Annotated in this window: 29 protein-coding genes and 2 tRNA genes; 25 read left to right on the top strand and 6 right to left on the bottom strand. The window is 63.5% G+C overall.

Features of this window, described 5'->3' with window-relative positions:
* Positions 1–356: 356 nt before the first annotated feature.
* The 4 genes from EDF56_RS01220 to rimM all read left to right on the top strand — a co-directional run bounded on the left by EDF56_RS01220 (position 357) and on the right by rimM (position 3,131).
* A tRNA-Ala gene (locus tag EDF56_RS01220) sits at positions 357–432 on the top strand.
* 231 nt (positions 433–663) lie between these two features.
* Positions 664–2,136 (top strand): signal recognition particle protein, encoded by a 1,473-nt coding sequence (ffh, locus tag EDF56_RS01225; RefSeq protein ID WP_132384923.1) that lies wholly within the window; start codon positions 664–666, stop codon positions 2,134–2,136.
* A 30-nt stretch (positions 2,137–2,166) separates the two neighbouring features.
* Positions 2,167–2,601, top strand: a complete 435-nt coding sequence (gene rpsP / locus EDF56_RS01230; protein WP_132384924.1) for a 30S ribosomal protein S16 — start codon at positions 2,167–2,169, stop codon at positions 2,599–2,601.
* A 20-nt stretch (positions 2,602–2,621) separates the two neighbouring features.
* Entirely contained in the window at positions 2,622–3,131 is a 510-nt protein-coding gene (gene rimM / locus EDF56_RS01235; protein WP_132384925.1) for a ribosome maturation factor RimM, read from the top strand.
* A gap of 47 nt (positions 3,132–3,178) precedes the next feature.
* On the opposite strand, the gene EDF56_RS01240 is transcribed toward rimM, so the two are convergent.
* Positions 3,179–3,496, bottom strand: a complete 318-nt coding sequence (locus tag EDF56_RS01240; RefSeq protein ID WP_132384926.1) for a hypothetical protein — start codon at positions 3,494–3,496, stop codon at positions 3,179–3,181.
* Positions 3,497–3,597: 101 nt separating this feature from the next.
* Between EDF56_RS01240 and EDF56_RS01245 the strand changes: the two genes are divergently transcribed.
* The 4 genes from EDF56_RS01245 to EDF56_RS01260 all read left to right on the top strand — a co-directional run bounded on the left by EDF56_RS01245 (position 3,598) and on the right by EDF56_RS01260 (position 6,376).
* Entirely contained in the window at positions 3,598–4,512 is a 915-nt protein-coding gene (locus EDF56_RS01245; RefSeq protein WP_132384927.1) for a LysR substrate-binding domain-containing protein, read from the top strand.
* Between the two features lie 61 nt (positions 4,513–4,573).
* Positions 4,574–5,320, top strand: a complete 747-nt coding sequence (trmD, locus tag EDF56_RS01250) for a tRNA (guanosine(37)-N1)-methyltransferase TrmD (RefSeq protein WP_132384928.1) — start codon at positions 4,574–4,576, stop codon at positions 5,318–5,320.
* Positions 5,317–5,685 (top strand): 50S ribosomal protein L19, encoded by a 369-nt coding sequence (gene rplS, locus EDF56_RS01255; protein ID WP_132384929.1) that lies wholly within the window; start codon positions 5,317–5,319, stop codon positions 5,683–5,685. Before trmD ends, rplS begins: the two co-directional genes overlap by 4 nt.
* A 418-nt stretch (positions 5,686–6,103) precedes the next feature.
* The gene (locus EDF56_RS01260; protein WP_067732802.1) at positions 6,104–6,376 is read left to right on the top strand and encodes an HU family DNA-binding protein; all 273 of its coding nucleotides are present in this window, start codon (positions 6,104–6,106) and stop codon (positions 6,374–6,376) included.
* 124 nt (positions 6,377–6,500) lie between these two features.
* On the opposite strand, the gene EDF56_RS01265 is transcribed toward EDF56_RS01260, so the two are convergent.
* Both EDF56_RS01265 and EDF56_RS01270 read right to left on the bottom strand, forming a co-directional pair.
* Positions 6,501–7,343: a hypothetical protein gene (locus EDF56_RS01265; RefSeq protein WP_243652318.1), complete on the bottom strand. Its 843-nt coding sequence runs from the start codon at positions 7,341–7,343 to the stop codon at positions 6,501–6,503.
* 31 nt (positions 7,344–7,374) lie between these two features.
* On the bottom strand, positions 7,375–8,190 hold the full coding sequence (locus EDF56_RS01270) for an RNA methyltransferase (protein ID WP_132384930.1): 816 nt from the start codon (positions 8,188–8,190) through the stop codon (positions 7,375–7,377).
* A 172-nt stretch (positions 8,191–8,362) separates the two neighbouring features.
* On the opposite strand from EDF56_RS01270, the gene EDF56_RS01275 reads away from it, so the two are divergent.
* From EDF56_RS01275 to EDF56_RS01285, 3 genes are all read left to right on the top strand, one after another.
* Positions 8,363–8,448 (top strand) — tRNA-Tyr (locus EDF56_RS01275).
* A 191-nt stretch (positions 8,449–8,639) separates the two neighbouring features.
* Positions 8,640–9,389 (top strand): phosphatidylserine decarboxylase, encoded by a 750-nt coding sequence (locus tag EDF56_RS01280; RefSeq protein ID WP_132384931.1) that lies wholly within the window; start codon positions 8,640–8,642, stop codon positions 9,387–9,389.
* Between the two features lie 20 nt (positions 9,390–9,409).
* Positions 9,410–10,240 (top strand): phosphatidylcholine/phosphatidylserine synthase, encoded by an 831-nt coding sequence (locus EDF56_RS01285; RefSeq protein ID WP_132385723.1) that lies wholly within the window; start codon positions 9,410–9,412, stop codon positions 10,238–10,240.
* Positions 10,241–10,557: 317 nt separating this feature from the next.
* Here the strand turns inward: EDF56_RS01285 and EDF56_RS01290 are convergent, their stop codons facing one another.
* Complete coding sequence (locus EDF56_RS01290) at positions 10,558–10,806, bottom strand: hypothetical protein (protein ID WP_165912051.1); 249 nt, start codon at positions 10,804–10,806, stop codon at positions 10,558–10,560.
* Between the two features lie 467 nt (positions 10,807–11,273).
* Here EDF56_RS01290 and rpsB point away from each other — a divergent pair, with 467 nt between their 5' ends.
* Entirely contained in the window at positions 11,274–12,029 is a 756-nt protein-coding gene (rpsB, locus tag EDF56_RS01295) for a 30S ribosomal protein S2 (protein ID WP_132384933.1), read from the top strand.
* 117 nt (positions 12,030–12,146) lie between these two features.
* Positions 12,147–13,070: a translation elongation factor Ts gene (tsf, locus tag EDF56_RS01300; RefSeq protein ID WP_132384934.1), complete on the top strand. Its 924-nt coding sequence runs from the start codon at positions 12,147–12,149 to the stop codon at positions 13,068–13,070.
* Positions 13,071–13,149: 79 nt separating this feature from the next.
* Here tsf and EDF56_RS01305 read toward each other — a convergent pair whose 3' ends face one another.
* A complete protein-coding gene (locus tag EDF56_RS01305) occupies positions 13,150–13,758 on the bottom strand; it encodes an NAD(P)-dependent oxidoreductase (protein ID WP_132384935.1) in 609 nt (202 codons plus the stop codon).
* A 54-nt stretch (positions 13,759–13,812) separates the two neighbouring features.
* Between EDF56_RS01305 and EDF56_RS01310 the strand changes: the two genes are divergently transcribed.
* From EDF56_RS01310 to rpmE, 11 genes are all read left to right on the top strand, one after another.
* Positions 13,813–14,253, top strand: a complete 441-nt coding sequence (locus tag EDF56_RS01310; protein ID WP_132384936.1) for a helix-turn-helix domain-containing protein — start codon at positions 13,813–13,815, stop codon at positions 14,251–14,253.
* A 134-nt stretch (positions 14,254–14,387) separates the two neighbouring features.
* Entirely contained in the window at positions 14,388–15,107 is a 720-nt protein-coding gene (gene pyrH / locus EDF56_RS01315) for a UMP kinase (RefSeq protein WP_132384937.1), read from the top strand.
* Between the two features lie 3 nt (positions 15,108–15,110).
* Complete coding sequence (gene frr / locus EDF56_RS01320; RefSeq protein ID WP_132384938.1) at positions 15,111–15,668, top strand: ribosome recycling factor; 558 nt, start codon at positions 15,111–15,113, stop codon at positions 15,666–15,668.
* Positions 15,669–15,699: 31 nt separating this feature from the next.
* Entirely contained in the window at positions 15,700–16,404 is a 705-nt protein-coding gene (gene uppS / locus EDF56_RS01325; RefSeq protein WP_132384939.1) for a polyprenyl diphosphate synthase, read from the top strand.
* The gene (locus EDF56_RS01330; protein ID WP_132384940.1) at positions 16,391–17,164 is read left to right on the top strand and encodes a phosphatidate cytidylyltransferase; all 774 of its coding nucleotides are present in this window, start codon (positions 16,391–16,393) and stop codon (positions 17,162–17,164) included. The genes uppS and EDF56_RS01330 overlap by 14 nt, the downstream gene beginning before the upstream one ends.
* A gap of 8 nt (positions 17,165–17,172) precedes the next feature.
* Positions 17,173–18,333: a 1-deoxy-D-xylulose-5-phosphate reductoisomerase gene (locus EDF56_RS01335; RefSeq protein ID WP_132384941.1), complete on the top strand. Its 1,161-nt coding sequence runs from the start codon at positions 17,173–17,175 to the stop codon at positions 18,331–18,333.
* Between the two features lie 39 nt (positions 18,334–18,372).
* Positions 18,373–19,767, top strand: coding sequence for an RIP metalloprotease RseP (gene rseP, locus EDF56_RS01340; RefSeq protein ID WP_243652319.1), 1,395 nt, complete (start codon positions 18,373–18,375; stop codon positions 19,765–19,767).
* Between the two features lie 218 nt (positions 19,768–19,985).
* Positions 19,986–22,478 (top strand): outer membrane protein assembly factor BamA, encoded by a 2,493-nt coding sequence (gene bamA, locus EDF56_RS01345; RefSeq protein ID WP_243652320.1) that lies wholly within the window; start codon positions 19,986–19,988, stop codon positions 22,476–22,478.
* Positions 22,478–23,077: an OmpH family outer membrane protein gene (locus EDF56_RS01350; protein WP_132384943.1), complete on the top strand. Its 600-nt coding sequence runs from the start codon at positions 22,478–22,480 to the stop codon at positions 23,075–23,077. Before bamA ends, EDF56_RS01350 begins: the two co-directional genes overlap by 1 nt.
* Before the next feature lie 20 nt (positions 23,078–23,097).
* On the top strand, positions 23,098–23,550 hold the full coding sequence (gene fabZ, locus EDF56_RS01355) for a 3-hydroxyacyl-ACP dehydratase FabZ (protein WP_132384944.1): 453 nt from the start codon (positions 23,098–23,100) through the stop codon (positions 23,548–23,550).
* A 122-nt stretch (positions 23,551–23,672) separates the two neighbouring features.
* Positions 23,673–23,900, top strand: coding sequence for a 50S ribosomal protein L31 (gene rpmE / locus EDF56_RS01360; RefSeq protein WP_132384945.1), 228 nt, complete (start codon positions 23,673–23,675; stop codon positions 23,898–23,900).
* A gap of 97 nt (positions 23,901–23,997) precedes the next feature.
* On the opposite strand, the gene EDF56_RS01365 is transcribed toward rpmE, so the two are convergent.
* On the bottom strand, positions 23,998–24,354 hold the full coding sequence (locus EDF56_RS01365; protein WP_165912052.1) for a PilZ domain-containing protein: 357 nt from the start codon (positions 24,352–24,354) through the stop codon (positions 23,998–24,000).
* A gap of 266 nt (positions 24,355–24,620) precedes the next feature.
* On the opposite strand from EDF56_RS01365, the gene EDF56_RS01370 reads away from it, so the two are divergent.
* On the top strand, positions 24,621–25,106 hold the full coding sequence (locus EDF56_RS01370) for a superoxide dismutase family protein (RefSeq protein WP_243652321.1): 486 nt from the start codon (positions 24,621–24,623) through the stop codon (positions 25,104–25,106).
* Positions 25,107–25,131: the final 25 nt, after the last annotated feature.

Below are 25,131 nucleotides of genomic sequence, written 5' to 3' on the forward strand. Positions count from 1 at the left end.
TGAGCGAGAGCCGCTCCGACTCGCCCACTCTCATCGCTCTAATCGCTCTCAATCCCGCTCAGGCTGAGCCTGTCGAAGCCCCGGCGGGGTGGCGCAAGATCTCCATCCTTCGACAAGCTCAGGATGAGCGGCGTGTGGGGGATGGTGCCGGTGGATCGCTTCAGGGGCTGCTCCTCCCGCAAGTGGCGTAGGGAAATCGGGTGCCTTCCGGGGGCGATCTGAAAAATGACAAGCCCGTGAAAATTTCCTCTTGCCAGCCCGGCGAACCCAATCTAGAGGGCGGCCTCCCAAGCGGAGGCGTAAGCCGAAACGTGGGAAACGGATCGGACCTCCCGGGTCGATCCGGCGAAATGATTGGGGCCTTAGCTCAGCTGGGAGAGCGCCTGCATGGCATGCAGGAGGTCAGCGGTTCGATCCCGCTAGGCTCCACCATTTCACCGAAATAGCCTTTCAAAGTTATCTGGGTTTGGTTATTTCGACATATCAGTTTCGCGGAAACGCGATACGCTGGCCGACGAGGTTTCGTCCGCCGGCGTTTTTCGCATAAGGTTTCCGTCACGCCGGTCAGCGAGGTTTCGCCCACCGGCGTTTTTGGCGTTCTGGCGGCTACGGCCGTCGAAAGGGATTTCGGCATGTTCGCCGCGAGTGACGTTAGGAGCGAGAATGTTTGACTCTCTGTCTGATCGTCTTGGTGGCGTATTCGACAAGCTGCGTGGCCGCGGCGCGCTCAAGGAGCAGGATGTTCGCGATGCCATGCGCGAAGTGCGCATCGCTCTGCTCGAAGCCGATGTCGCGCTCCCCGTCGTGCGCCGCTTCATCGATCAGGTTACCGAAAAGGCCGTTGGGCAGTCGGTCCTGAAGTCGGTCACGCCCGGCCAGCAGGTCGTCAAGATCGTCAATGACGCGCTGATCGAGATGCTGGGCGGCGACCAGACCGCCGAACTCGATCTTGAGGCGGTTCCGCCCGTCGTCATCATGATGGTCGGTCTGCAGGGTTCGGGTAAGACCACCAGCACCGCCAAGATTGCCCGCCTCCTGAAGGAGAAGCAGGGCAAGAAGGTCCTGATGGCCTCGCTGGACGTCAACCGTCCGGCGGCGCAGGAACAGCTTCGCGTTCTGGGTGAGCAGGTGGGCGTTGCCACCCTGCCGATCATCACCGGCCAGCAGCCGACCGAGATCGCCACCCGCGCGATGCAGTCCGCGCGCCTTCAGGCCGTGGACGTGCTGATGCTCGACACCGCCGGTCGTCTCCACGTCGACCAGCAGCTCATGGACGAGATGAAGGCGGTTGCCGCCATCTCGAACCCCCGTGAAACGCTGCTCGTGGTCGACTCGCTGACGGGTCAGGACGCGGTCAACGTCGCGCAGTCGTTCTCCGGCGAAGTCGATCTTACCGGCGTCGTGCTCACCCGTATGGACGGTGACGCGCGGGGCGGTGCGGCGCTGTCGATGCGGGCCGTCACCGGCAAGCCGATCAAGTTCGCGGGCACCGGCGAAAAGATGGAGGCCCTTGAGGTCTTCCACCCCAGCCGCGTCGCCAACCGTATCCTTGGCATGGGCGATATCGTCTCGATCGTCGAAAAGGCGGCCGAAGCCGTTAAGATCGAGGATGCCGAAGCGCTGGCCAAGCGCATGGAGCAGGGCAAGTTCGACATGAACGACCTGCGCACCCAGCTCGGCCAGATGCAGAAGATGGGCGGCCTTGGCGCTCTGGCCGGCATGATGCCGGGCATGAAGAAGGCCAAGGCGGCGATGCAACAGTCGGGCATGGATGACCGCGTGCTGCTGCGCATGGATGCGATCATCGGTTCGATGACGCCGAAGGAGCGCGCTAACCCCGCGCTGCTCAATGCCAAGCGCAAGATCCGCGTCGCCAACGGTTCGGGTACCAATGTTCAGGACGTCAACAAGCTGCTGAAGATGCACCTGGAGATGTCCAAGGCCATGAAGCAGATCAAGAAGATGGGCGGCCTCAAGGGGCTGGCCGCGATGTTCGGCAAGGGCGGCTTCGGTGACGGCGGCATGGGCGGGGCTGGTGGCCTCGGCGGTGCAGGCGGCCTGGGTGGTCTCGGCGGCGCCGGAGGTCTTCCGGGAATGGGCGGTGCGCCCGATCTCAGCAAGTTTCTGAAAAAGTAATTTTTGAAGATTTGAAGGAAAGGTAAAACAATGTCCGTTTCGATCCGTCTGTCGCGCGGTGGCGCGAAGAAGCGTCCTTACTACAAGATCGTCGTGTCCAACTCGCGCGCTCCGCGCGACGGCAAGTATCTTGAGCAGGTCGGCACCTACAACCCGGTCCTCCCCAAGGAAGACGAGAACCGCGTGCGCCTGGTCGAAGACCGCGTGCGTTACTGGCTCGGCGTTGGCGCCCAGCCGACCGACCGCGTTGCCCGCCTGCTCGACAAGGCCGGCATCAAGGAACGCGCCGCTACCGTGAACCCGAACAAGGCTGAGCCGGGCAAGAAGGCCAAGGACCGCGCCGAGGAAAAGGCCGAGAAGCTGCGTGAAGCTGAAGAAGCTGCCGCTGCTGCCAAGGCTGCTGCTGAAGCACCGGCCGAAGCTCCGGCTGAGGAAGCTGCCGCTGAGGAATCGACCGAAGCCTAAGCTTCAGGTTCGAGTCCACAATGGCTGGTCAAGACCGCCCCGTCACGCTTGCTGCCGTTACCGGCGCGCACGGTGTGACGGGCGAGGTTCGCCTCAAGCTGTTCGGTGAAGGCGTGGCGGCGCTCAAGCGTTACCGCGCCTTCACCGATTCCACTCTGACGCTCGCCAAGCTGCGCGACGACGGCAAGGGCGGCGCGATCGCCCGCTTCGAGGAAGTGCCCGATCGCAATGCTGCCGAGAAGCTGCGCGGTACCGCGCTGACCGTCCCGCGCTCGTCGATGCCGGATCTGGCGGAAGGTGAGTATTATCACGCCGACCTGCTGGGGCTGCGCGTGGTATCCGACGCGGGCGAGGAACTCGGCACCTGCATCGCGGTCGAGAACTTCGGCGCCGGCGACGTGATCGAGATCGAGCGTCCGGTGGGCGAGGATGGGAAACGGCGCCGCTTCATGGTGCCGATGATCCCCGCCGCCGTCCCCGAGTGGGATCACGAACGCGTGGTGGTCAACGCCGCCTTCGCGGAAGAATAAAGGAAAGGCCGCCCTTGGGCGGCCTTTCTGCTTTCCGGGCCCTGCAATCAGGCGAGCGCCGCTCTGACGCAGATCTGATTGGCATGCTGCGGGCAATCCAGCGCCGTTACAAGCGGCGTCACCATGGCCAGGCTTGATCCGGCCAGAATTCCAGCGAGGATCCCGATCCCCGTCAGCCGTGCCCTGCGGGTCAAGGCGGCCTCTTGCGGGGCAGGGCGCTTGTTCTGATCGTCCGGGTCGTTGGGGTGGCCGCCGCGCAAGCTGCTGCCAAGAGCCTTGAACAGCTTGCGTGCGAGACGGTCGAAATCTCCGGAAAACCGGTCATGGCCGGCGTTCCACTGCTGCATGAAGTGTTGATCCTGCATTGTCCGGTTCCTCCATCGGATGACTGGAATCTGCTTGATCGGGCGGCACTTCGCCAACAAAGCCTCTGGCACAGGTCATAAGGCTGGCTTATCGTTGCGCCATGGACCGCCTGCCGCCCCTGACCGCCATCCGCGCCTTCGAGGCTGCGGGCCGCCACGAGAACTTCTCGCGCGCGGCCGAGGAACTGGGGATGACGCAGGCGGCAGTGTCCTACCAGATCCGCCAGCTTGAAGACCGCGTCGGCAAGCCGCTGTTCGTGCGCGAAAAGGGCAGGGTGAATCTGTCCGATGTCGGGCGTCGGCTGCTGCCGGCACTGACCGGCGCTTTCGCCTCGATGACCGATGCCTTCGCCGCCGTGTGGAGCGAGGACGAGGATGTGCTCTCGCTTAATGCTTCGGTCTCGATCGGTGCGTCGTGGCTGAGCGAGCGGATCGGCCGCTTCCAGCTGCGCCACCCCGATCTTGCGGTACGCATGTCGCTCAGCAACGAGGTCGTCGATCTGGCCACTTCGCCTTACGATGCGGCGATCCGCGTCGGCTATGGCAAGTGGGAGGGGCTGCGCGCCGAATTCCTGTTCCGCCAGCATTTCTCGCCGATCTGCGCGCCGGTGTTCCTCGAAAAGAATCGCATCGAAAAGCCGGAAGACCTGCTGGCGGTGGAGCGCTTCGCGCCGAACGATCGCTGGTGGGCAGGCTGGTTCGCCGCCAACGGTATCGGCACGCCGCCGCCGCCGCGTACCGGCATCGTCTTCGACAACCAGCTTCAGGAAGCCACCGCGATGCGCCAGGGCTTCGGTATTGCGCTGATGTCGCCGTTGTTCTGGCGGGCGGATCTGGAAGCGGGCCGCCTCGTGCAGCCTTTCGACACGCTCTACTATCCGGGCCCGGCGCAATGGCTGATCCATTCGGAAAGCCGCGTCGGCGTCCGCAAGATCGAACGCCTGCGCGAATGGCTGCGTGAGGAGATCGCCGCTGACCGTGGTTTCCTGCCCGCCGAAGTGTGGGAACCGCTCTGAAGGGCGCAAATCCGGCGCTTTCCCCTTGCCGTAGCCGGCGAATTGGGCTTTGCGCGGGGGCATGACTTTCAATGCCACCGTTCTCACCCTCTACCCGGAGATGTTCCCCGGCACGCTTGGCATCAGCCTCGCGGGCAGGGCGCTGGCGGAGGGGAAGTGGGCCATGAACCCCGTCCACATCCGCGATTTCACCACGGACAAGCACCGCACCGTGGACGATACGCCCGCCGGCGGCGGCGCCGGCATGGTGCTCAAAGTGGACGTTCTGGCCGCCGCGATCGACCATGCCCGCTCGATCAATCCCGATGCGCCGATCATCGCCATGACCCCGCGCGGCAAGCCCATTTCGCAGCAGCGCGTGCGCGAACTGGCGGACGGCCCCGGCGTCACCATCCTCTGCGGCCGCTTCGAAGGTTTCGATGAGCGCATCTTCGAAGGCCGTCAGGTGGAAGAGATGTCGGTCGGCGATGCGGTGCTTTCGGGCGGCGAACCCGCGGCAATCCTGCTGTTAGACGCTTGCATTCGGCTGCTTCCCGGCGTAATGGGCGCGGCTTCCAGCGGGACCGAGGAATCGTTCGAGGACGGTCTTCTCGAATACCCGCAATATACCCGACCCACCGAGTGGGAAGGGCGCACGATCCCTGAAGTGCTGCGATCGGGGGATCATGCGAAGATCGCCGCCTGGCGGAAACAAAAGGCGGAGGAAGAAACACGGTCACGCAGGCCGGACCTTTGGGAACGTCGCAGTGACGTTCGGGGCCAGTCTGCCTCTGGTGCGCGGCGCAAAAACGAGGACTTAGGTTCATGAACCTGATTCAGCAGATCGAGGCCGAGGAAATTGCCAAGGCCGCCAAGGATATCCCGACCTTCCGTCCGGGCGACACCGTCCGCGTCGGCGTGAAGGTTGTTGAAGGCACCCGTACCCGCGTCCAGGCTTACGAGGGCGTGTGCATCGCGCGCTCGAACCGTGGCATGGGTTCGAACTTCACCGTGCGCAAGATGAGCTTCGGTGAAGGCGTTGAGCGCGTATTCCCGCTCTACTCGCCGAACATCGATTCGATCACCGTTGTCCGTCGCGGCGTCGTGCGTCGTGCGAAGCTGTACTACCTGCGTGGTCGTACCGGCAAGCGCGCCCGCATCGCCGAGCGTCGCGTCAACGACACCCAGGCGTAAGTCCGGGAGTGATGCCCGGCTCTTCGCAGCCGGGCAGCTTGAGAGGCGGTTCGATTTTTCGGGCCGCCTTTTTTGTGCCTGTCGGCAATCCGGCTGTCCCTATACGGAAAATGCACCCGTCTGATTTCATGAGGCGAATCATGGAGAGGAAGCGGCGGCACCCGCTTCAAAGGCAGGCGAAAGGCCGTGCAGACGGGGCAGTTCGGAGCATGCGTGCATCGCATTGAATGCATTCAGGCTCCGCAATTGTCGAAAACGTCATCTGAGTGGCGGAAAAACACGATAAACTGCGCATTTTCGCCTTGTTTAGGCTTTGACAGCGTCAGCAAAAACCGCTCAATTCCGTGCCGTTCAGAGGCGAATCCAAATTTTATCCCATCACATCCTGTTTTCACTGAAAGGTTAGGGGGTACCCATAATGAACAAGAACGATCTGATCAGCGCGGTCGCAGACTCGAGCGGCCTCACCCGCAGCGATGCCACCAAGGCCGTCGAAAGCGTTTTCGATGCCATCACCGGCGCGCTGAAGAAGGGCGACGAAGTGCGCCTGGTCGGCTTCGGCACCTTCTCGGTCGCCAAGCGCAAGGCTTCGACCGGTCGCAACCCGCGTACGGGTGAGCCGATGGAAATCAAGGCTTCGGCTCAGCCGAAGTTCAAGGCCGGCAAGGGCCTCAAGGACGCTGTCAACTAAGCAGCATCCGGCAGCCTGTCGACGCCTCGCAGGCTGAAGTAATTACGCCGCGCCAACCTCAAGGTTGGCGCGGCGTTTTGCATTTGGGGAAGGGGGCGCCCGGATGAGCGCCCCGCGTGTCGGATCAGGGCTTGAGCTTCACCAGCGCAGTGGGCGCTGCGGGCGTGCGGGCATTGACCTTCCAGGTCAGCACGCGCCCACCGGGACCGTTTTGCGGACCCTCGTCGGTATTGTTGGCCAGGATTTCGCCATTGGTGACGATGGAGAAGGTGCCATCGGCCTCGCTGGTGCTGTCGGTATCGGCAGCTTCGCTTCCGGCGTCGCTGTTCATTCCCGCCAGCATGGCCCCCATCATGTTGCCTGACGACTGGGACGGCCCGAATGCGGGCGCATCGATACGCACGCTGCCGTCCTGCCGCAGCGAGAGCTGCACGAAGGCATTGGCCATCGGGAAGCCTTCGATAGTGGGGAAGGTGAAGTCGTGGTCCAGCTTGCCGCCGATCGCGAAATCGACGTCGAAGCGGCCGTCACCCTTGTAGACCACGTTGTTCCAGCCGGTCTGGCGGCGCAGTTTGGCGGCCACTTCCTCGCCGGCACGGGGATCGCTGGGATCGATGCCGCCCAGCAGCGCCTTGGCGGCCTGAGCATCGGTCTTCTGCTTGTCCGCGCGGGATTCCTCCCACTTCGACTTCTGTTCGGCGAGTTCGGCCGGAGTGCAGGCGCGTTCGTCGGAATTGTCGTCGTAGCAGGTCTCGGGTTCGAACGGCGTTTCCTTCGACTTCTGTAGCGGCAGCATCACGATCTCGCCGGTATAGGCGAAATGGAAGCTCCGATCGGCCTTGAGGCTGAGCTGCGAGGTGAATTTGCCGGGCACGAAGATGCAGGCTGCCACCAGCATCGCCATCCCGGCGACGGCGAGGCCTGCAAGCAGGCCTCGCGCAGGGTTGCGCCGTTCGGTCGAAATCATATCGTTTCCCCTGTCGTCGTCGGATCCCGGATCAGGGGGCCGGGCGTGTGGCTACGGCGTAAAGTGCGATGGCAGCGGCGTTGGAGACGTTGAGGCTCTCCATGGCCTCGTTGATCGGCAGCTTGGCTATCGAATCGCAGTGCTGGACGATATTGTGGCGCATGCCATCACCTTCGGCGCCGAGCACGAGCGCGACCGGACCGGCGGGGAGGGCGTTGCCAAGCGTCTCCGTGGCGCTGCCGTCGAGCCCGATGCGCCAGTAACCGGCCTCGGCGATCTCTTCGAGCGCGCGGGCGAGGTTCACCACGCGTACCCACGGCAGGATTTCGAGCGCACCCGAAGCGCTCTTGGCCAGCGTGCCCGATTCGGGCGGCGCGTGCCGGTCCTGCGTGACGATGGCGCAGGCATTGAGCGCGGCGGCCGAGCGCATGATGGCGCCGACGTTGTGCGGATCGGTAACCTGGTCGAGCACGACTACCGGCCGCGCCGGATCACCGTCGAGCACATCGTCGATATAGATGTCCTCAAGCGGCTCGCATTCGAGGACGAGGCCCTGATGGGGGGCGTCGCGCGCGACGAGTCGGGCAAGATCGGCAGGCTGTGCCCATTCGACGGGGAAATCGGCCGGCAATTCACCGTCGAGAGATTCGACTCCCTCGCGAGTTGCCCACAGCTTTCTATGTTGGCGATTCGGGTTCTTGAGAGCTGCTTCGACCGCATGACGGCCCCAGAGGCGCACCATGCCGGAACTTGCGCGGCCGCTGCCACGCCCGTTCTTCATACGGCCGGCGCGGCCGCGCAGCGCTTTTGCGGGCCGTTCGCCGTCCCGGTCGCTACGATTGCTCATGAAAATGTCCTTTACGAAAAAATCTGTCCCGCTCCTGCCAGCACCCCCATTGACAGGCAAGGCTCGGTTCTACATAGGCGCCCTCCTCGGCAGCGAGGCTCTGGTTTCAGAGCTTCAACACAGCGGGTTCCTCTCCTTAGGGAAAGGTCTTCCGCCGCCAGCGATCTGGTGTGGACAGGTGGCCGAGTGGTTAAAGGCAGCAGACTGTAAATCTGCCCGTGCAAGCGTACGCTGGTTCGAATCCAGCCCTGTCCACCACCAGCTTCCTTCATCAAGGAATTCCCTTCGGGGACCCCCGGACATCTCGATCGCTACTCTCTCAGAGTACATCCGCCTGCGTGCAGGGAACAGACTCTGCCGCGGTACGCTTGGCAGGCGTTATATGCGGCCGGGGATGTACTCGGGCTCCCGCCATTGCGGGAGCGACGCACTCTCACTAGAGGAATGCCATGCCCGGAGATATTCTCGATAATCAGGGACGCGGCGAAGCGTCCTGGAACTGGCCCTCGATTCATCCCGAGGGTCGCAAGTTTGGCGCCATTGCGGCCGTCGTCGCGCTTGTGGCGTGGCTGTTGGTCGGCCCGTGGGTCGGTTGGCCGTTGGCGGTGCTGACGCTGTGCGTGCTGGCTTTCTTCCGCGATCCCGTGCGCGTGACGCCGCAGGACGACCGATTCGTCGTGGCGCCTGCCGATGGTCTGGTGACCCTGATCGGCAAAGTCTCGCCGCCGCGCGAACTGACGGTCGAGGACGGCAGCGGATCGCAGCCGATGTCGACCGAGCCGGTGACGCGCATCTCGATTTTCATGAGCGTGTTCGACGTGCACATCAATCGTGCGCCGATCGGCGGCACCGTGCGCCGGGTAATCTACATCCCCGGCAAGTTCATGAATGCCGACCTCGACAAGGCGAGCGAAGAGAACGAGCGCCAGCACTTGCTGATCGAGCGCGGTGATGGTCAGCGCATCTGCTTCACGCAGATTGCCGGCCTCGTTGCCCGCCGTATCGTTCCTTTCGTGAAGCCGGGTGACATCATCGCCGCCGGTCAGCGCATCGGCCTGATTCGCTTCGGCAGCCGCGTGGACGTCTATCTTCCCGCAGGCACCGAACCCAAGGTTCTGATGGGCCAGCGCATTGTCGCCGGTGAGACCGTGCTTGCCGAAATCGGCGCGGCCCCGGTGATCGAAGGCATTTCGCAGTGACCGAGGAGCCCGGTGAATTCATGGCGGCGCGCCAGCATCCGCGTCGCCGCCTTGCCGCCGGGCTCTCGATGCGGGCCTTCGTGCCCAATGCGATTACTGCCGCCGCGCTCTGCTCGGGCCTGACCGGTATTCGCTTTGCCATCGGCGGCGATTACGAGCGCGCGGTACAGGCGGTGATTCTTGCCGGACTGCTTGACGGGATCGATGGCCGCGCGGCGCGTATGCTTAAGGCGCAGACGCGCTTTGGAGCCGAACTCGACAGTCTTGCCGATTCGATCTCGTTCGGCGTGGCGCCGGCACTGATCGTTTATCTCTGGACGCTGCATCAGCTTCCGAGCCTGGGTTGGATTGCCGCGCTCGCTTTCGCGATCTGCTGCGTGCTGCGCCTCGCGCGTTTCAATTCGCGCATGGATATGCTCGATCAGCCGCACAAGCAGGCGGGCTTCCTGACGGGCGTTCCGGCGCCGCTCGGGGCCGGGCTCGGCTTTCTGCCGCTCTATCTGTGGATCGCCAGCGGCGTGCCCATCTTCGCCAACCCCATTGTGGTGGGCGTATGGATGGTCCTGATGGCGTTCATGATGATTTCCAACCTGCCGACACTTAGCTGGTCGCGGATGCGTCCGCCGTCGAGCCTGCGGCTTGGCGTGATCGCGCTGGTCGGTCTGACTGTCGCGGCGCTGCTGACCGAGCCCTGGTGGACGCTGGCGGTCATCACTATCGTTTATCTTGCGCTGATTCCCATCGGGATCAAGACGTATTTCAAGGTCAGGCGGCAAGCTCCCCGCTCGGCCATTCCAGTCCGGGGCGCTGTGTCGTCCACGAGCGAGGACGTACCGCACGATCCCGCCTGAGTGCGGACAGTGCCGGAACCGGCACGCGTTCCACCATCGCCCAATTGATCGCCAGCGTTTCCGGGCAGGCTGCCAGTCGGGCCCGAAGCGAGAGCGCTTCGTGTCCATAGCGGCGGAGCGTCGCCAGCATCGCATGGAGCGACGCCGCTGCGGCGAGGGCGAAGAGGCAGGCGGCAAATGCAGTCATGTCCAGTCCTTTCGAGCCATCTGCGCCGGTGCCGATGAGGCATGCCCGGCTGTGGATGTCTTGTGGAAAACCGACTCGTGTTCTATCAATGTTCCGTTGATGCATTTGTTCTCTTTTTGTTCATTCCCTGTCAAGGCGAAAATATTCGGGCCCGGAAGTGCTTGGATTTTCGTTGTTTTTGAGTGCCCTCGTTCGGTGTGAAAGCGAGTGGGGCGTTCTGGGCTCGCGATTCGGAATCGAGAACGGGCGCCTTGGCGCGAACGAACACGCGGTGCGTGAGGCGGGCATTTGCGAACTGCCGCCGCAGTCTGGCGATGGCGGGCAGGGCGGCGCGCAGAGTGGCAGCGATGGTGGCGCCTGCGAGCAAGGCGCCGAGCATGAAGAGCGAATGTCCGGCGATGGAGACAATCTCTATAGGGGTGAGATCCATAAACCGGGTTCCTCGCACGCGCTTCGCTCCGGCGAAGCCGCATCCCGTGCGGGCAAAATCCTTTTGCAGCAGGGCTGTTCGAGAATCGCGGTTCCCGTAAGCGGATCGTCTGCCGGGATGGCTCTGTGGAAAAGCTGTGGGAACACGGTGGTTTCCCGGGGGATATGAAATCTGCGGCGGTCCGGGGCGGCGCTGCGCCGGGCGGGAAGCGCGGCTCCTGCGCGATTGGGGCTGGATTTTGCCGACGAACCGGACTAAGGGCGGCCCCGCCTGAAGCAGGGGACCGAATTCGCGGTTCTCTCGCGACTCGGGCAATCCACATGGAAAGCGCACATACCGGTGCTTCGCGGCCAGAGCCTTATGGTTCCCCGCCTGGTTCCAGCTTTCCAGAGGCTCAAACCGGAAGGAATTATCTTATGGCGGCACCTGTCGTCACCATGCAGCAGCTCATCGAAGCCGGCGCCCACTTCGGCCACCAGACCCACCGCTGGAACCCGCGGATGAAGCCGTACATCTTCGGCGCCCGCAACGGCATCCACATTATCGACCTGTCGCAGACCGTGCCCCTGATGGCCCGCGCTCTCGAGTTCGTGCAGGCAACTGTCCAGGCCGGTGGCAAGGTTCTCTTCGTCGGCACCAAGCGCCAGGCTCAGGAGCCGATCGCTCAGGCTGCCCGCGCTTGCGGCCAGCATTACGTCAACCACCGCTGGCTGGGCGGCATGCTCACCAACTGGAAGACCATCTCGGGTTCGATCAAGCGCTTCAAGGCTCTTGAAGAGCAGCTTTCGGGTGACACCGCCGGTCTCACCAAGAAGGAAGTTCTCCAGCTGACGCGCGAGCGCGACAAGCTTGAGCTTTCGCTCGGCGGTATCCGCGACATGGGTGGCATTCCGGACGTGATGTTCGTGATCGACGCCAACAAGGAAGCGCTGGCCATCAAGGAAGCCAACGTCCTTGGCATCCCCGTCATCGCCGTGCTCGACACCAACGTCGACCCGCAGGGCATCTCGTTCCCGATCCCGGGTAACGACGACGCCAGCCGCGCCGTGCGTCTGTACTGCGAGGCCGTTGCCCAGGCAGCGACCAAGGGTGGCCGTGACGCGCTCGTGAACAGCGGTGCCGACATCGGCGCCATGGACGAGCCGGTTGCCGAAGAGGCTATCGAGGCCTGATAGGTCCGGCGACGACTTTTTCGTCATGGAATTGTCGCGCGCCGGGTCCAATGGGCCTGGCGCGCATCCATTTTAAGGGCCGAGAACCGGTCCGACCCAAACAAGAGGATTTGAGCGATGGCTTACACCGCCGCTGACGTGAAGAACCTGCGCGAGCGCACTGGCGCCGGCATGATGGACTGCAAGAAGGCTCTGGACGAGACCGGTGGCGACATCGAAGCCGCTGTGGACGCTCTGCGCGCCAAGGGTCTGGCTGCTGCCGCCAAGAAGTCGAGCCGCACCGCGGCTGAAGGCCTCGTCGGCGTGACCGTGACCGGCACCAAGGGCGTTGCCGTCGAAGTCAACTCGGAAACCGACTTCGTCGCCAAGAACGACCAGTTCCAGGACTTCGTCCGCAAGACCACCGAAGTCGCCCTCGGCGTTGCCGGTGACGACGTGGAAGCGCTCAAGGCTGCTGCCTACCCGGGCGGCGGCACCGTTGGCGACGCGCTGACCAACAATGTCGCGACCATCGGTGAGAACCAGCAGGTTCGCCGCATGAAGACCGTCGAAGTGGCCCAGGGCCTCGTCGTTCCCTACATGCACAACGCTGCCGCGCCGAACCTCGGCAAGATCGGCGTGCTCGTGGCGCTCGAATCGGAAGCTCCGGCTGCCGCTCTCGAAGCCCTTGGCAAGCAGATCGCGATGCACATCGCCGCTGCCTTCCCGCTGGCTCTGACCGCTGACGACCTCGACGCCGACCTGATCGCTCGCGAGCGCAAGATCGCCGAAGAAAAGGCCGCCGAATCGGGCAAGCCCGAAGCCGTGCAGGCCAAGATGGTCGATGGCGCGATCGCCAAGTACGCCAAGGAAAACGCTCTGCTTTCGCAGGTCTTCGTCATGGACAACAAGACCCCGATCCAGCAGGTCGTCGACCAGGCCGGCAAGGAAGCCGGTGCCAAGATCGTGCTGAAGGACTACGTCCGCTTCCAGCTCGGCGAAGGCATCGAGAAGGAAGTTTCGGACTTCGCCGCCGAAGTGGCTGCCGCTGTCGCCGGCTGATCCTTCGCGGATACCGAGATAAGAAAAGGGCCGGGGAGCTTTGGCTTCCCGGCCCTTTTTCTTTGCGTGCGTGCCGGGATCAATAGGCGGCGGTAAAGCGCGCGCGGCTGTGCCGGTGGGCTTCCAGTTCGTCGACCATGGCCACGGCAAAGTCCGCGAAGCTGATCTTGCTCTCGCCTGCATCGTCGGTGACGAGCTGGTCGGTGCCGGGGCGATAGCTTCCGGTGCGCGGGCCTTCGAAGATCAGGGCTGCGGGTGAGAAGAAAGTCCAGTCCACGTCCTTGGTCTGACGCAGCACATCGAGGAATGCGATCCCGCCCATGGCCGCACCCTTCCAGGCTTCGGGAAATTCGGGATCGTCGATCACCCGCACGCCCGGCGCCACTTCGAGGCTGGCGGCGCCGCCGGTGATCAGCAGGCGCGGCACGCCGGCCTTGCGGACAGCGGCCAGCAGGGCTTCGGCGGTAACATCGAAGTGCAGGGCGCTGATTACGGCATCGTTGCCCGCGATGAGGGCGGCGAGGGCATCGGAATCGGACGCGTCAGCGGCCTTGGCCGTCACGCCGTCAATCGCGGGAATCTTTTCCGGATTGCGGGCGATGGCGAGCACCTGATGTCCGCGCCGCGCGGCTTCCTTGGCGATTTCCGATCCGGCGCGGCCGCTGGCGCCAAGGACTGCGATCTTCATAGCGATTCTCCATGTGGTATCCAATGGTGACCAGGTGTGCTATCGAATGCGCCCATGCAAGAAGGCACGTTTATCGCACCGGGTTACCCCGAGGAAACCACATCTCCCGAATCTCGCGCACCGGATGTCTACGCTGCCAACTGCCCGACGCGGCAATTGCTCGATCGCGTGGCGGACAAATGGAGCGTGCTGATCCTTACCACGCTTGGTCATGGCGAGATGCGCTTCAATGCGCTGAAGCGGCGGATCGACGGGATTTCGCAGAAAATGTTGAGCCAGACCCTGCGCTCGCTCGAGCGTGACGGGCTGGTGCTCCGCCATGTCGTGCCGACCGTGCCGGTGACGGTCGGCTATGCGATCAGTCCGTTGGGCCGGGAATTGCTGGATGCCCTGCAAGCGATGATAGACTGGGCTGAATTGCGGATGGCTGTGGTGGCCGAGGCGCAGCAGGCATACGACTTGCGCGAGCGTGCTTTGAGCGCTGCTTGGAATTAGCGGCATTTTTCCGGCGCTGGTCGGACAGAGGCCTTGCTGCGTCGATCCGCGCTCATCCACAGTCTCGCCCCTTGGCAATTTCCGCGCGCGCTCCTAAAGCCGGGGCCATCCAGCCCCCGAGGAGAAGTGCGGCCATGAGTTCCCCCTACAAACGCGTCCTTCTCAAATTGTCGGGCGAAGTTCTGATGGGGAACCAGCAGTACGGGATCGATTCCGATTTCGTCGCCGAACTCGCCAAGGAAGTGAAGGCGGCCAAAGAGACCGGCCTTGAGATCTGCCTCGTCATCGGCGGCGGCAATATCTTCCGCGGCATGGCCGGTGCTGCGCGCGGAATGGACCGTGCGCAGGCCGATTACATGGGCATGCTGGCCACCGTCATGAACGCGCTCGCCATGCAGAACGCGCTTGAGCAGCTTGGCGTGCATACGCGCGTACAGTCGGCCCTGCAGATGGATCAGGTCTGCGAGCCGGTAATCCGCCGCCGCGCCGAGCGCCACCTTGAGAAGGGCCGCGTGGTGATCTTCGCCGCCGGCGTCGGCGCGCCTTACTTCACCACCGATTCGGGCGCCGCGCTGCGCGCTGCCGAGATGCAGTGCGACGCGCTGCTCAAGGGCACCAGCGTCGACGGCGTCTACGACAGCGATCCGAAGAAGAACCCGGACGCCAAGCGTTACGAAACCGTCGATTACGACACTGTTCTTGCAGACAATCTGCAAGTGATGGACGCATCCGCCGTTGCGCTCTGCCGCGATAACAATATTCCGATTGTCGTGTTCTCGATCCGCGAGAAGGGCAACCTTGCCACTGTTCTCGCCGGTGGCGGAACCAAGACGATCGTCCAGAAAGGAGCCTGACCCATGGCCAAGTACGACAAGGCGGACCTCGAACGCCGCATGAAGGGCGCGATCGACGCGCTCAAGCACGACCTTTCGGGTCTGCGCACCGGCCGCGCCAATACCGCGCTGCTCGAGCCGATCATGGTCACCGTTTATGGCGCCAACACGCCGATCACGCAGGTCGCGACGATCTCCGCTCCCGAGCCGCGCATGCTTTCGGTGCAGGTGTGGGACAAGTCGAACATCGGGCCCGTCGAAAAGGCGATCCGTTCGGCGGGTCTCGGCCTCAACCCGATCAATGACGGCAATACGCTGCGTCTGCCGATTCCGGATCTGACCGAAGAGCGCCGCAAGGAACTCGCCAAGCTCGCCAGCTCTTACGCGGAGAAGGCCCGTGTCGCCGTGCGCAACGTGCGCCGCGACGGCATCGAGAACCTGAAGGCCGACGAGAAGAAGAAGGAAATTTCGGAAGACGAGCGCAAGCGCAGCGAAACCGAAGTCCAGAAGCTGACCGACGACATCATCAAGCAGCTTGATGAGGAATTCGGCCGCAAGGAGAAGGAAATCCTCGGTAAGTGAGGCCTTTGGGCCTCTCCGGGAGGAATGTCTGATGGCGAAGAGTGAGCCCGCGAAAAGTGGCCCCGCTGTGGCGCGCCATGTTGCCATCATCATGGATGGCAACGGGCGCTGGGCGAAGAAGCGCCACCTGCCGCGCGCGCTGGGCCACCAGCGCGGGGTCGAGGCGGTGCGCCGCGTCGTGCGCGGTGCGCGCGAGTTGGGGCTGGAAGCGCTGACGCTCTACGCCTTCTCCACCGAGAACTGGCGCCGGCCGGAGGAAGAGGTCTCTGACCTCATGAGCCTGATGAAGCGCTTCATCCTCTCCGACCTCGACGAGTTCGCAGCAGCCGGGGTTCGGCTGAAAATTATCGGCGATTACAAGGCCTTCAAGCCCGATGTTGTCGAACTGGTCGAAGGCGCCGTAGCGCGCACGGCGGCCAATACCGGCACTACGCTGGCGGTTGCGCTCAATTACGGTTCGCAGGACGAGATCGCCCGCGCCGCCACCAAGGCGGCCGAAAAGGGCCCGATCACGCCCGAGACCATCGCCGCCGAACTCGATACTGCCGATCTTCCACCGCTCGACCTGCTGATCCGCACGTCGGGCGAAGTGCGCCTCTCGAACTTCCTGCTGTGGCAGGCGGCCTATGCCGAGATGCTCTTTACCGACGTGCTTTGGCCGGACTTCTCGGTCGATCACCTGCGTGAGGCGCTTGAGGAATTCGCGAACAGGGAGCGACGCTATGGCGGACGCTGATCCGGTAAGGAAGAAGTCCGACCTGGGCGCGCGCACGGTTTCGGCTGTGGTCATGCTGGCAGTTGCCGGCGCCGCGCTGTGGCTGGGCGGATCGGTCTGGACGGCCTTCGTCTGTGTAATCGCGCTGGGCGTGCTGTGGGAATGGGTCAAGCTGTCGCGAGCGGCGATGACCGATCCGATGCACCGCGGTCTGATGAACTTCGCGGGCATGTTCTATATCGGCGTGGGGGCAGCCATGCTGCTGTTCCTGCGCAATCCGGCTTTCAGTCTGGCGCCGCTGCTGACCGTGCTGCTTACAGTGATTGGCGTCGATATCGGCGCCTATTTCACCGGGCGTGCTCTCGGCGGTCCGAAGATCGCGCCTGCCATCAGCCCCTCAAAGACGTGGTCCGGCTTGCTCGGCGGTGTGCTGGGGGCAACATTGGTGCTCTTCGGCGCGGCGCGGTTCTGGCAGGAGGGCATGATTTCGATACTGGCGCAGGGCAATGCGGCCGATGGCCTGTCTTGCTTCGGCTCGCAGCCGTGCTGGTATCTGACGGCCAGTTCCGTGGCGCTGTTCGCTTCGTGCCTGATGACGGGGCTTTTCGTCGCCGTCTGTGCGCAGGCGGGTGACTTCTTCGAGAGCTGGCTGAAGCGCCGCGCGGGCGTCAAGGATTCGGGCAACTTCATTCCCGGCCACGGCGGTTTCTTTGACCGTGCGGACGGCCTGCTTGCGGTGCTGTTCCTGCTTGCACTCATGATCCTGTTCCAGCCGAGGTAAGGGGTCCCATGACCGTTCAGCGCTCCATCTGCATTCTTGGCGCCACTGGCTCCGTCGGGGCGTCGACGCTGGACCTCGTGCGGCGAAATCCGGCGGACTGGCGTGTCACTGTGCTGACCGCTCATTCCAACGTCGACGAACTGGCGAAGCTGGCGCGCGAATTCGCCGTCGACCTTGCAGTCATTGCCGACGAGGCGCGCCTCCCGGCATTGCGCGAGGCGCTTGGCGGGACCGGCATCGCCGCGGCCGGAGGACGACAGGCGCTTGTCGAGGCGGCAGGGCGAGGTGCCGACATGACCGTTGCCGCCATCGTCGGCTGCGCCGGTCTGGCGCCGACCATGGCCGCCATCGAGCAGGGCGGCGCGATCGCTCTGGCGAACAAGGAAGCGCTGGTCTCGGCCGGCGGCGTGATGATGGCGGCGGTCGCCCGGCACGGCGCCACGCTGCTTCCGATCGATTCCGAGCACAATGCGATCTTCCAGTGCCTCCAGGGCAACGACATTGCCCATGTCCGGTCGATCACGCTGACTGCCAGCGGCGGCCCGTTCCGCGAATGGAGCTGGGAACAGCTTCAGGCCGCAACGCCCGCGCAGGCGGTCAAGCACCCCAATTGGGACATGGGCGCCAAGATCAGCGTCGATTCGGCCACCATGTTCAACAAGGGCCTCGAACTGATCGAGGCGCACCATTTGTTCCCCATCGGGCTCGACCGGCTGCGGATCGTGGTGCACCCGCAATCGATCGTCCATTCGATGGTTGAGTACCGCGACGGTTCGACGCTGGCGCAGCTCGGGCCTTCCGACATGCGCGTGCCGATTGCCGCCGCCTTGGCGTGGCCCGCGCGCATGGACACGCCTTGCGATCCGCTGGACCTTGCCGCGATAGGCGAGCTAACCTTCCGTAAGCCCGACGAAACACGCTTTCCCGCAACGCGCCTTGCGCGGGCAGCGGCTGAGGCGGGCGGCGCGATTCCCGCCGTGCTCAATGCCGCCAACGAAGTCGCCGTGGCGGCTTTTCTCGCCGGTCAGATCCCGTTCACCCGCATTGCCGAACATGTCGAGGACGTGCTGGGCGCTTACGCGCCACCGGCTCCGGCCAGCCTTGACGACGTGCTGGCTGTTGACGCCGAGGCCCGCGCAAGGGCAAGCATGGTGGCGGGACCCGCGTAAACCGGAATTGGTGGCAATGCGGCGTGGGCCCGATGGAGTGTGCCTGACTTGACCGGATCGCCCAATCTGTTGACGACGATCTTCGCTTTCCTGCTGTTGCTGGGCCCGCTGGTGTTGATCCACGAGCTTGGCCACTACCTTGTCGGCCGCCTTTTCGGCGTGAAGGCCAATGCCTTCTCGATCGGCTTCGGCAAGGAGATTGCCGGGTGGACCGACCGGCGCGGCACGCGCTGGAAGCTTTCGATGCTGCCGCTTGGCGGCTATGTCCAGTTCGCCGGGGACATGAATCCCGCATCGGCACCCAGTGCGGCCGAAGACGGCCTCTCGCCCGAGGAGCGCGCGCAGACTTTCCACGTGAAGCCGCTGTGGCAGCGCGCCTTGATCGTCTTTGCCGGTCCGCTGACCAATTTCCTGCTCTGCGTGCTGATTCTGGCGGCATTCGCCTGGTTCAACGGCAAGCTGGTCGCCGATCCCGACGTGGCCGGATTTTCCCAGCACTCGGCCGCGCAGGCGGCGGGGCTTGAAGTTGGCGACCGCATTCTTGCGATCAATGGCGCGAAGATCGGCAATGTCGCCGATATCGACCAGCACACATCGTTCTACCCCGGCAAGACCGTGCAAGTGACGGTGCGCCGGGACGGTCAGGAACTGACGCTTCCCACAAAGCTGGCCGCGGTCGAACTCAGCGACGAATTCGGCAACAAGGCCACGCTCGGCGATCTGGGAATCGACTTCGCGGCGCCGCTGGTGAGCGGCTTCTACGGCGATTCGCCGGCGCGCGCGGCCGGAATGGAAGTGGGCGATCGCATTGTCGCCGTCGGCGATGTCGGCGTTACCAGCTTCCGGCAGGTTCAGGACGTCATTGTCGCCATCCCGGGCAAGCAGACTACGGTTACCGTGATGCGTCGCGGCGTCGCACATGTGCTACCGCTCACCGTGGCAAGCCAGTCTGTGACCGACGCCAAGGGGCAGAGTCACACGATCGGACGGATCGGTGTCCAATCCGGCGTAGGCCGGCTTGAGAAGGTTGGCGCGGTCGAAGCGCTGGGCCTCGGCGTCGATCGCAGTTTCATGATCGTGGGCAACATGATCACCGGAATCCGCCAGATCATCACCGGCGATCGCTCGATGCGGGAACTGGGTGGACCGATCAAGATGGCCAAGTATTCGGGCGAGCAGTTCAGCCTCGGATGGGGCTCGTTCGTGTTCTTCGCCGGCATGATTTCGATTAACTTGGCATTCATCAATCTCCTGCCAATTCCGGGGCTGGACGGCGGGCACCTGGCTTTCTACGCGGCTGAACTGGTCCGTCGCAAGCCACTGGACGTACGCAGTCAGGAATGGGCGATACGCACCGGGGTGGCTTTCGTGCTGGCCTTGATGCTGTTCGTCACGGTCAACGATCTGGCGTCCCTTCCGATTTTCGGGGGATAGCCTGAAGGAATCTTCTCTCGATCACACTTCTGTCGGGATTGGCTGCTTGATTGGATGTCATCCATCGGGCAGACGGGCGCGATTGCCTGCCGGGGAGGTAGGTAGCCTGGCGGATCGATCTCTGAGCCTCGCGTAAGCGGATACAGGAATTTGCTTGAATGATGGGATGGGAAATGGGTCGCAGCATTGATGCTCGCCGTGCGCCGCAGCTAGCCGCAATGCTTCTGGGGACCACGATCCTTGCTGGCGTGCCCGCTGTAGCTTTCGCGCAGAATGTGGCTCCCGCGGCAACGCCGGCCGTTGCCGCTCCGGCTGCGCCGGAACCGGTGGGTGAGACGATCCAGACGATCCAGGTGGTCGGCGCGGAACGTCTGGAACCGCAGACGGTGCTTTCGTACATCCAGCTGCGCGTCGGACAGGCCTACACCAAGGCCGCCGCCGACGCCGCGCTGAAGGATCTCTACGCGACCGAACTGTTCGCCGACGCGCAGATCACCAACGAAGGCGGCACCGTGACCATCACGGTCAAGGAAAACCCCGTCGTCAACCGCATCATCCTTGAGGGCAACAAGCGCATCAAGGACGACAAGATCCTGCCGGAGATCAAGGTCGCGCCGCGCCAGATCTTCACGCGCTCGAAGATCCGCGCCGACGTTGCCCGCATCATCGAACTCTACAAGCGTCAGGGCCGTTACGCCGCGACGGTCGAACCGAAGATGGTCATGCTCGACCAGAACCGCGTCGACATCGTCTTCGAGATCACCGAGGGCGACAAGTCCAAGGTCCGCCAGATCAACATCCTCGGCAACGAGCAGTTCTCCGACGGCGAACTGCGTGCGCAGATGGTGACCAAGCAGGCGCGCTTCAGCCGCCTGTTCAGCTCGAACACCACGTACGATCCCGATCGCATGGCGTTCGACCAGCAGAAGATGCGCCAGTTCTACCTGACGCAGGGCTATGCCGACTTCCGCGTGGTCTCGGCCGTGGCCGAACTGACGCCGGACAAGAAGGACTTCATCATCACGTACGTGGTGGAGGAAGGAAAGCGTTACAAGTTCGGCGACGTGAAGGTCGAAAGCCAGCTGCGCGACTTCGATGGCGACAAGCTGGCGAAGACCCTCGCGATCCACAAGGGCGACTGGTACAACGCCAAGCTGGTCGAAGACACGATCGACGGGCTGAACGACACTGCCGGTGCCTTCGGCTATGCCTTTGCCGACGTGCGCCCGCAGTACGATCGCGACAAGGACAACCTCACCATGGGGCTGACCTTCGTGATCCAGGAAGCGCCGCGCGTCTATGTTGAGCGCATCGACATCAACGGCAACACGCTGACGCAGGACAAGGTCGTTCGCCGCGAGTTCCGCATTGCCGAGGGTGACGCGTTCAACTCGCTTCAGGTCAAGCGTTCGACCAACCGCATCAAGTCGCTCGGATACTTCCAGGAGAAGTTCGAGGTCGAGCAGAAGCCCGGCAGTGCCGACGACCGCATCGTCCTCGAAGCCAACGTCGAGGAAAAGCCGACCGGTCAGCTTCAGCTTTCGGCCGGTTTCTCAAGCCTTGAACGCTTCATCTTCCAGGCCTCGATCCAGCAGCGCAACTTCCGTGGTCGCGGCCAGACGGTAGGCCTTTCAGGCAGCTACTCGTCGTATTCGAAGTCGGTCGAAGCGAACTTCGTTGAGCCTTACCTGTTCAACAAGAACGTTTCGCTGGGCGTCGATGTCTATCGCCGCGACTATAACAGCTTCAATCTCGTCGATTCGAACCGCAACACGAATTACCAGCAGTCCACCACGGGCTTCCAGGTCCGTGCCGGTGTTCCGCTGACCGAGTATCTGACGGCAATCGCGCGCTATACGCTCAACTACGATGACGTTTCGGTCGACAAGGCGACATACTATTCGAACCGCGTCGATCCCAATGTCTATCAGTGCGACCCGCTCTATGCAGGCCTGTACTTGTGCGATGCGCTCGGCAAGCGTCTGAGTTCCATCGTCGGCGGATCGATTATCTACGATACGCTCGACAACCGCATACGTGCGACGCGTGGTGTGACCGCTGCGATCAACCTGGATATTGCGGGTCTTGGCGGCGATGTGAAGTATGCGCGCCTGCGTGCCAATGCTGCCAAATACTGGCCGCTCGGCAAGGGCTTCATCTTCTCGCTCTCGGGCGAGGGCGGTATCATCAAGGGATGGGGCGGCAACGATGTTCGTCTGACCGACCGTTTCTACCTGGGTGAACCGCAGATCCGCGGCTTCGGTATCCGCGGCGTCGGCCCGCGTATCGTGCGTCAGTACTTCACGGTCGATGCGGACGGCAACAAGACCAATTCGACCAAGAACGACGACGCGCTGGGCGGCAACTATTACTACATGAGCCGCGCCGAGCTGGAGATTCCGCTGGGATCGGGCGCGCGTGAAATGGGCCTTCGTCCGTCGATCTTCGTCGATGCCGGTGCTGTTTGGGGTGTGAAGAAGCCCGAAACGACCGACTGTAGCGCTGGGTGCACCTTGAGCACCGCGACCGACAAGACCTACTTCACGGAAACTTTCCTCGGCGATTCGTGGAATCCACGCGTGGCCATCGGTTTCGGTGTGAACTGGAACTCGCCCTTCGGGCCGTTCCGCATCGATATTTCCAAGGTTCTCCTCAAGGAGGAGGGCGATGATACCAAGACCTTCACTTTCAACGTGGGAACGCAATTCTGATGACCAAGATTCTCAAGTCCGCCGCAGTGGCCTCGGGCCTGGCTCTTGCCACTCTCGTCACGCCCGCTTTCGCACAGGCCGTTCCGGCCTCGAAGGTCGCGGTTGTCGACCTCGACCGCATTGCGAAAGAATGCAACGCCTGCAAGACCGCGAACCAGACCCTTCAGGGTCAGATTCAGGCCTTCGAAGCGCGTCGCAACCAGCTTTCGACCCAGCTTCAGCCTGAAGCGCAGTCGCTGGAAGCTGCCGTGAAGGCACTCGGCGGCAAGCAGCCCGACGCCGCGCTGCAGGGCCGCATCCAGGCCTACCAGCAGAAGGAACAGCAGGCCGGCCAGGAACTGCAGGGCCAGCAGGTTCAGATCCAGCGCAACCAGGCCTTCGTCGGCCAGCAGATCCAGCAGCAGCTGCAGGGCCTCTACAAGCCGGCGATGACCAAGCGCGGTGCCAACGTGCTTGTGGAAGTCGGCCAGACGCTCGCTTACGATCCGTCGCTCGACATCACCACCGACGTGCTCACCGCCCTCAACGGCGCGCTGACCACGATCAACACCACCGCTCCTGCTGCACCGCAGCAGCAGGCGGCTCCCACGGGCCGCTGAGAGCAGGGCGGGACCGGGCGATGAGCGAGTCGACTGAATTCGTGTACGACACCGCGAAGATCCTGGCGGCACTGCCGCATCGTTACCCGATGCTGCTGGTCGACCGTGTGGTCTCGTTCGATGAGAACGAGATCCACGCGGTCAAGGCCGTGAGCTTCAACGAGGACTTCTTCCAGGGGCACTTCCCTGGCCGTCCGATCATGCCCGGCGTCCTCCAGATCGAGGCGCTGGCGCAGGCGGCGGGCATCCTTGCCATTGAATCGCTGGGTTTGGCCGGTAGCGGCAAGCTCGTCTATTTCATGGCGATCGAGGAAGCGAAGTTCCGCAACCCGGTGACGCCCGGCAACCTTCTCGATCTGCGCGCCGGCTTCGTCCAGAAGCGCTCGCGCGTCTGCAAGTTCTGGGGCAAGGCGGCGATAGGCGACAAGGTGACCTGCGAGGTCAACTTCACCGCCATGATCGCGGACGCCTGACAGAGAAAGGGAAGGGCGCCAGCCTTTCCCTTGACTCTTGCATTTTCGGGACTGCCCGTGTAAGGGCGCCGCTTTCCCAAGCAGGCCGGTCGGAACCGGCCATATGCGAAGAGAGATACGACATGAAGGCCGATACGCATCCCGACTACCACCTGATCACCGTCCAGATGACCGACGGCACCACCTTCCAGACCCGCTCGACCTGGGGCAAGGAAGGCGACACGCTGGTTCTCGACATCGATCCGACGTCGCACCCGGCCTGGACCGGCGGCAAGGCGCAGCTGCAGGACGGCGGCCGCGTTGCCCAGTTCAACAAGCGTTTCGGCGGCCTCTCGCTCAAGAAGAACTGAGCGCGAAGCAAGCTTCACGAACACGAAGAAGGCGGTCCTTGCGGGCCGCCTTTTTTGTTTGTCGCGATAGGAAGCTGCTTGGCAAAACCGCGCGTGGTCAGCCGGCGATGTCCATCAATTCGTGCCATTCGCGGGCGTCGGAAGGAACGGCATGGAGGAATTCCATGCCCGCGCTGTCGCCGCGCACCCAGCGCACGACCGCCTTGAGTGTCGCGCCTTGGCCGATGCGGATGCTCACGAAGGCGCCCTGACGCAGCCACACGGCCTCGCCCGAAATGCAGCAGCCGTGGAGCGAGACGTCCGCGAGCACGACGCCTGCCTGTTCGCCGCGTGAGGATTCGACGCTTGCGGAATAGCGGGTCGCATGCCGCTGTTCGCGGCGACGTTCATCCCCGACGGACGTAGAACGGGATATCGGTGCGCTCGAATAGAGTCTGGCGAGGGGGGCATTCATGCAATTGCGTCCTTGGCGACCGATTTTCTGCCAGCCGTTGTGACAGGTGATCGTTAACTTCGGGTCATCAGCACACCTGCGCATGCCCCTTCCTGCGCCCGCGGCGTTCCGACAATTGCCTTTCCGGCGCCGGTGCTTAGTCTGCGCCGCATCGGCATCCGGCCGGGAAGAGGGCCCGTGCGGGCTCGTAGCGGAGAATCGCCATGTACCGTTCGTCACGTCTTTCCATTGCCCTTGGCATCGCAGCGCTAGCCGCCAGCCCGGCAATGGCCGCAAATACGAGCCCGCCCGCTGCCGCCTCGCTCAAGGCCGATGTGATCGGGATCAACGGCAAGGCGCTGGGTACCGTCACTGTCGAGCAGACGCCGACCGGTGTGCTGGTCATTACCGACATTCAGGGGCTGCCGGCCGGCGAGCACGGCTTCCATTTCCATGAGAAGGGTCTGTGCGATCCGGCCCAGAAGTTCACGACGGCGGGCGGTCATTTCACGGCCGGCGATCCGGTGCATGGCCTCATGTCCATGGGCGGGCCTCACGGCGGCGACATGCCCAACCAGCACGTCGGCGCTGACGGGGTACTGAAAACGCAGGTGCTCAACACCGGAGTGACGATCACTCCCGGGCCGAAGTCGATCGTCGATGCCGACGGCACGGCGCTGGTGATCCACGCGGACCCTGACGACTACACCAGCCAGCCGGCGGGCAATGCGGGCAGCCGAATCGCCTGTGCGGTGCTCAGCGCGCCGAAATGATGGGAAGGGGAGGGCTCTCTCCCTC

The sequence above is a fragment of the Novosphingobium sp. PhB165 genome (assembly GCF_004341845.1).
Classification (GTDB): domain Bacteria; phylum Pseudomonadota; class Alphaproteobacteria; order Sphingomonadales; family Sphingomonadaceae; genus Novosphingobium.

Coding starts and splice junctions, on each gene's coding strand:
- EDF56_RS01335 (WP_132384941.1), top strand. CDS start 17,173: ATGACCGTTCAGCGCTCCATCTGCATTCTTGGCGCCACTGGCTCCGTC.
- EDF56_RS01350 (WP_132384943.1), top strand. CDS start 22,478: ATGACCAAGATTCTCAAGTCCGCCGCAGTGGCCTCGGGCCTGGCTCTT.
- EDF56_RS01290 (WP_165912051.1), bottom strand. CDS start 10,806: ATGCTCGGCGCCTTGCTCGCAGGCGCCACCATCGCTGCCACTCTGCGC.
- rpsP (WP_132384924.1), top strand. CDS start 2,167: ATGTCCGTTTCGATCCGTCTGTCGCGCGGTGGCGCGAAGAAGCGTCCT.
- bamA (WP_243652320.1), top strand. CDS start 19,986: ATGCTTCTGGGGACCACGATCCTTGCTGGCGTGCCCGCTGTAGCTTTC.
- rimM (WP_132384925.1), top strand. CDS start 2,622: ATGGCTGGTCAAGACCGCCCCGTCACGCTTGCTGCCGTTACCGGCGCG.
- EDF56_RS01240 (WP_132384926.1), bottom strand. CDS start 3,496: ATGCAGGATCAACACTTCATGCAGCAGTGGAACGCCGGCCATGACCGG.
- EDF56_RS01265 (WP_243652318.1), bottom strand. CDS start 7,343: ATGATTTCGACCGAACGGCGCAACCCTGCGCGAGGCCTGCTTGCAGGC.
- pyrH (WP_132384937.1), top strand. CDS start 14,388: ATGAGTTCCCCCTACAAACGCGTCCTTCTCAAATTGTCGGGCGAAGTT.
- uppS (WP_132384939.1), top strand. CDS start 15,700: ATGGCGAAGAGTGAGCCCGCGAAAAGTGGCCCCGCTGTGGCGCGCCAT.
- ffh (WP_132384923.1), top strand. CDS start 664: ATGTTTGACTCTCTGTCTGATCGTCTTGGTGGCGTATTCGACAAGCTG.
- EDF56_RS01245 (WP_132384927.1), top strand. CDS start 3,598: ATGGACCGCCTGCCGCCCCTGACCGCCATCCGCGCCTTCGAGGCTGCG.
- EDF56_RS01270 (WP_132384930.1), bottom strand. CDS start 8,190: ATGAGCAATCGTAGCGACCGGGACGGCGAACGGCCCGCAAAAGCGCTG.
- rpsB (WP_132384933.1), top strand. CDS start 11,274: ATGGCGGCACCTGTCGTCACCATGCAGCAGCTCATCGAAGCCGGCGCC.
- EDF56_RS01365 (WP_165912052.1), bottom strand. CDS start 24,354: ATGAATGCCCCCCTCGCCAGACTCTATTCGAGCGCACCGATATCCCGT.
- EDF56_RS01370 (WP_243652321.1), top strand. CDS start 24,621: ATGGCCGCAAATACGAGCCCGCCCGCTGCCGCCTCGCTCAAGGCCGAT.
- EDF56_RS01280 (WP_132384931.1), top strand. CDS start 8,640: ATGCCCGGAGATATTCTCGATAATCAGGGACGCGGCGAAGCGTCCTGG.
- fabZ (WP_132384944.1), top strand. CDS start 23,098: ATGAGCGAGTCGACTGAATTCGTGTACGACACCGCGAAGATCCTGGCG.
- EDF56_RS01285 (WP_132385723.1), top strand. CDS start 9,410: ATGGCGGCGCGCCAGCATCCGCGTCGCCGCCTTGCCGCCGGGCTCTCG.
- EDF56_RS01310 (WP_132384936.1), top strand. CDS start 13,813: ATGCAAGAAGGCACGTTTATCGCACCGGGTTACCCCGAGGAAACCACA.
- EDF56_RS01305 (WP_132384935.1), bottom strand. CDS start 13,758: ATGAAGATCGCAGTCCTTGGCGCCAGCGGCCGCGCCGGATCGGAAATC.
- EDF56_RS01260 (WP_067732802.1), top strand. CDS start 6,104: ATGAACAAGAACGATCTGATCAGCGCGGTCGCAGACTCGAGCGGCCTC.
- rpmE (WP_132384945.1), top strand. CDS start 23,673: ATGAAGGCCGATACGCATCCCGACTACCACCTGATCACCGTCCAGATG.
- EDF56_RS01330 (WP_132384940.1), top strand. CDS start 16,391: ATGGCGGACGCTGATCCGGTAAGGAAGAAGTCCGACCTGGGCGCGCGC.
- trmD (WP_132384928.1), top strand. CDS start 4,574: ATGACTTTCAATGCCACCGTTCTCACCCTCTACCCGGAGATGTTCCCC.
- tsf (WP_132384934.1), top strand. CDS start 12,147: ATGGCTTACACCGCCGCTGACGTGAAGAACCTGCGCGAGCGCACTGGC.
- rplS (WP_132384929.1), top strand. CDS start 5,317: ATGAACCTGATTCAGCAGATCGAGGCCGAGGAAATTGCCAAGGCCGCC.
- frr (WP_132384938.1), top strand. CDS start 15,111: ATGGCCAAGTACGACAAGGCGGACCTCGAACGCCGCATGAAGGGCGCG.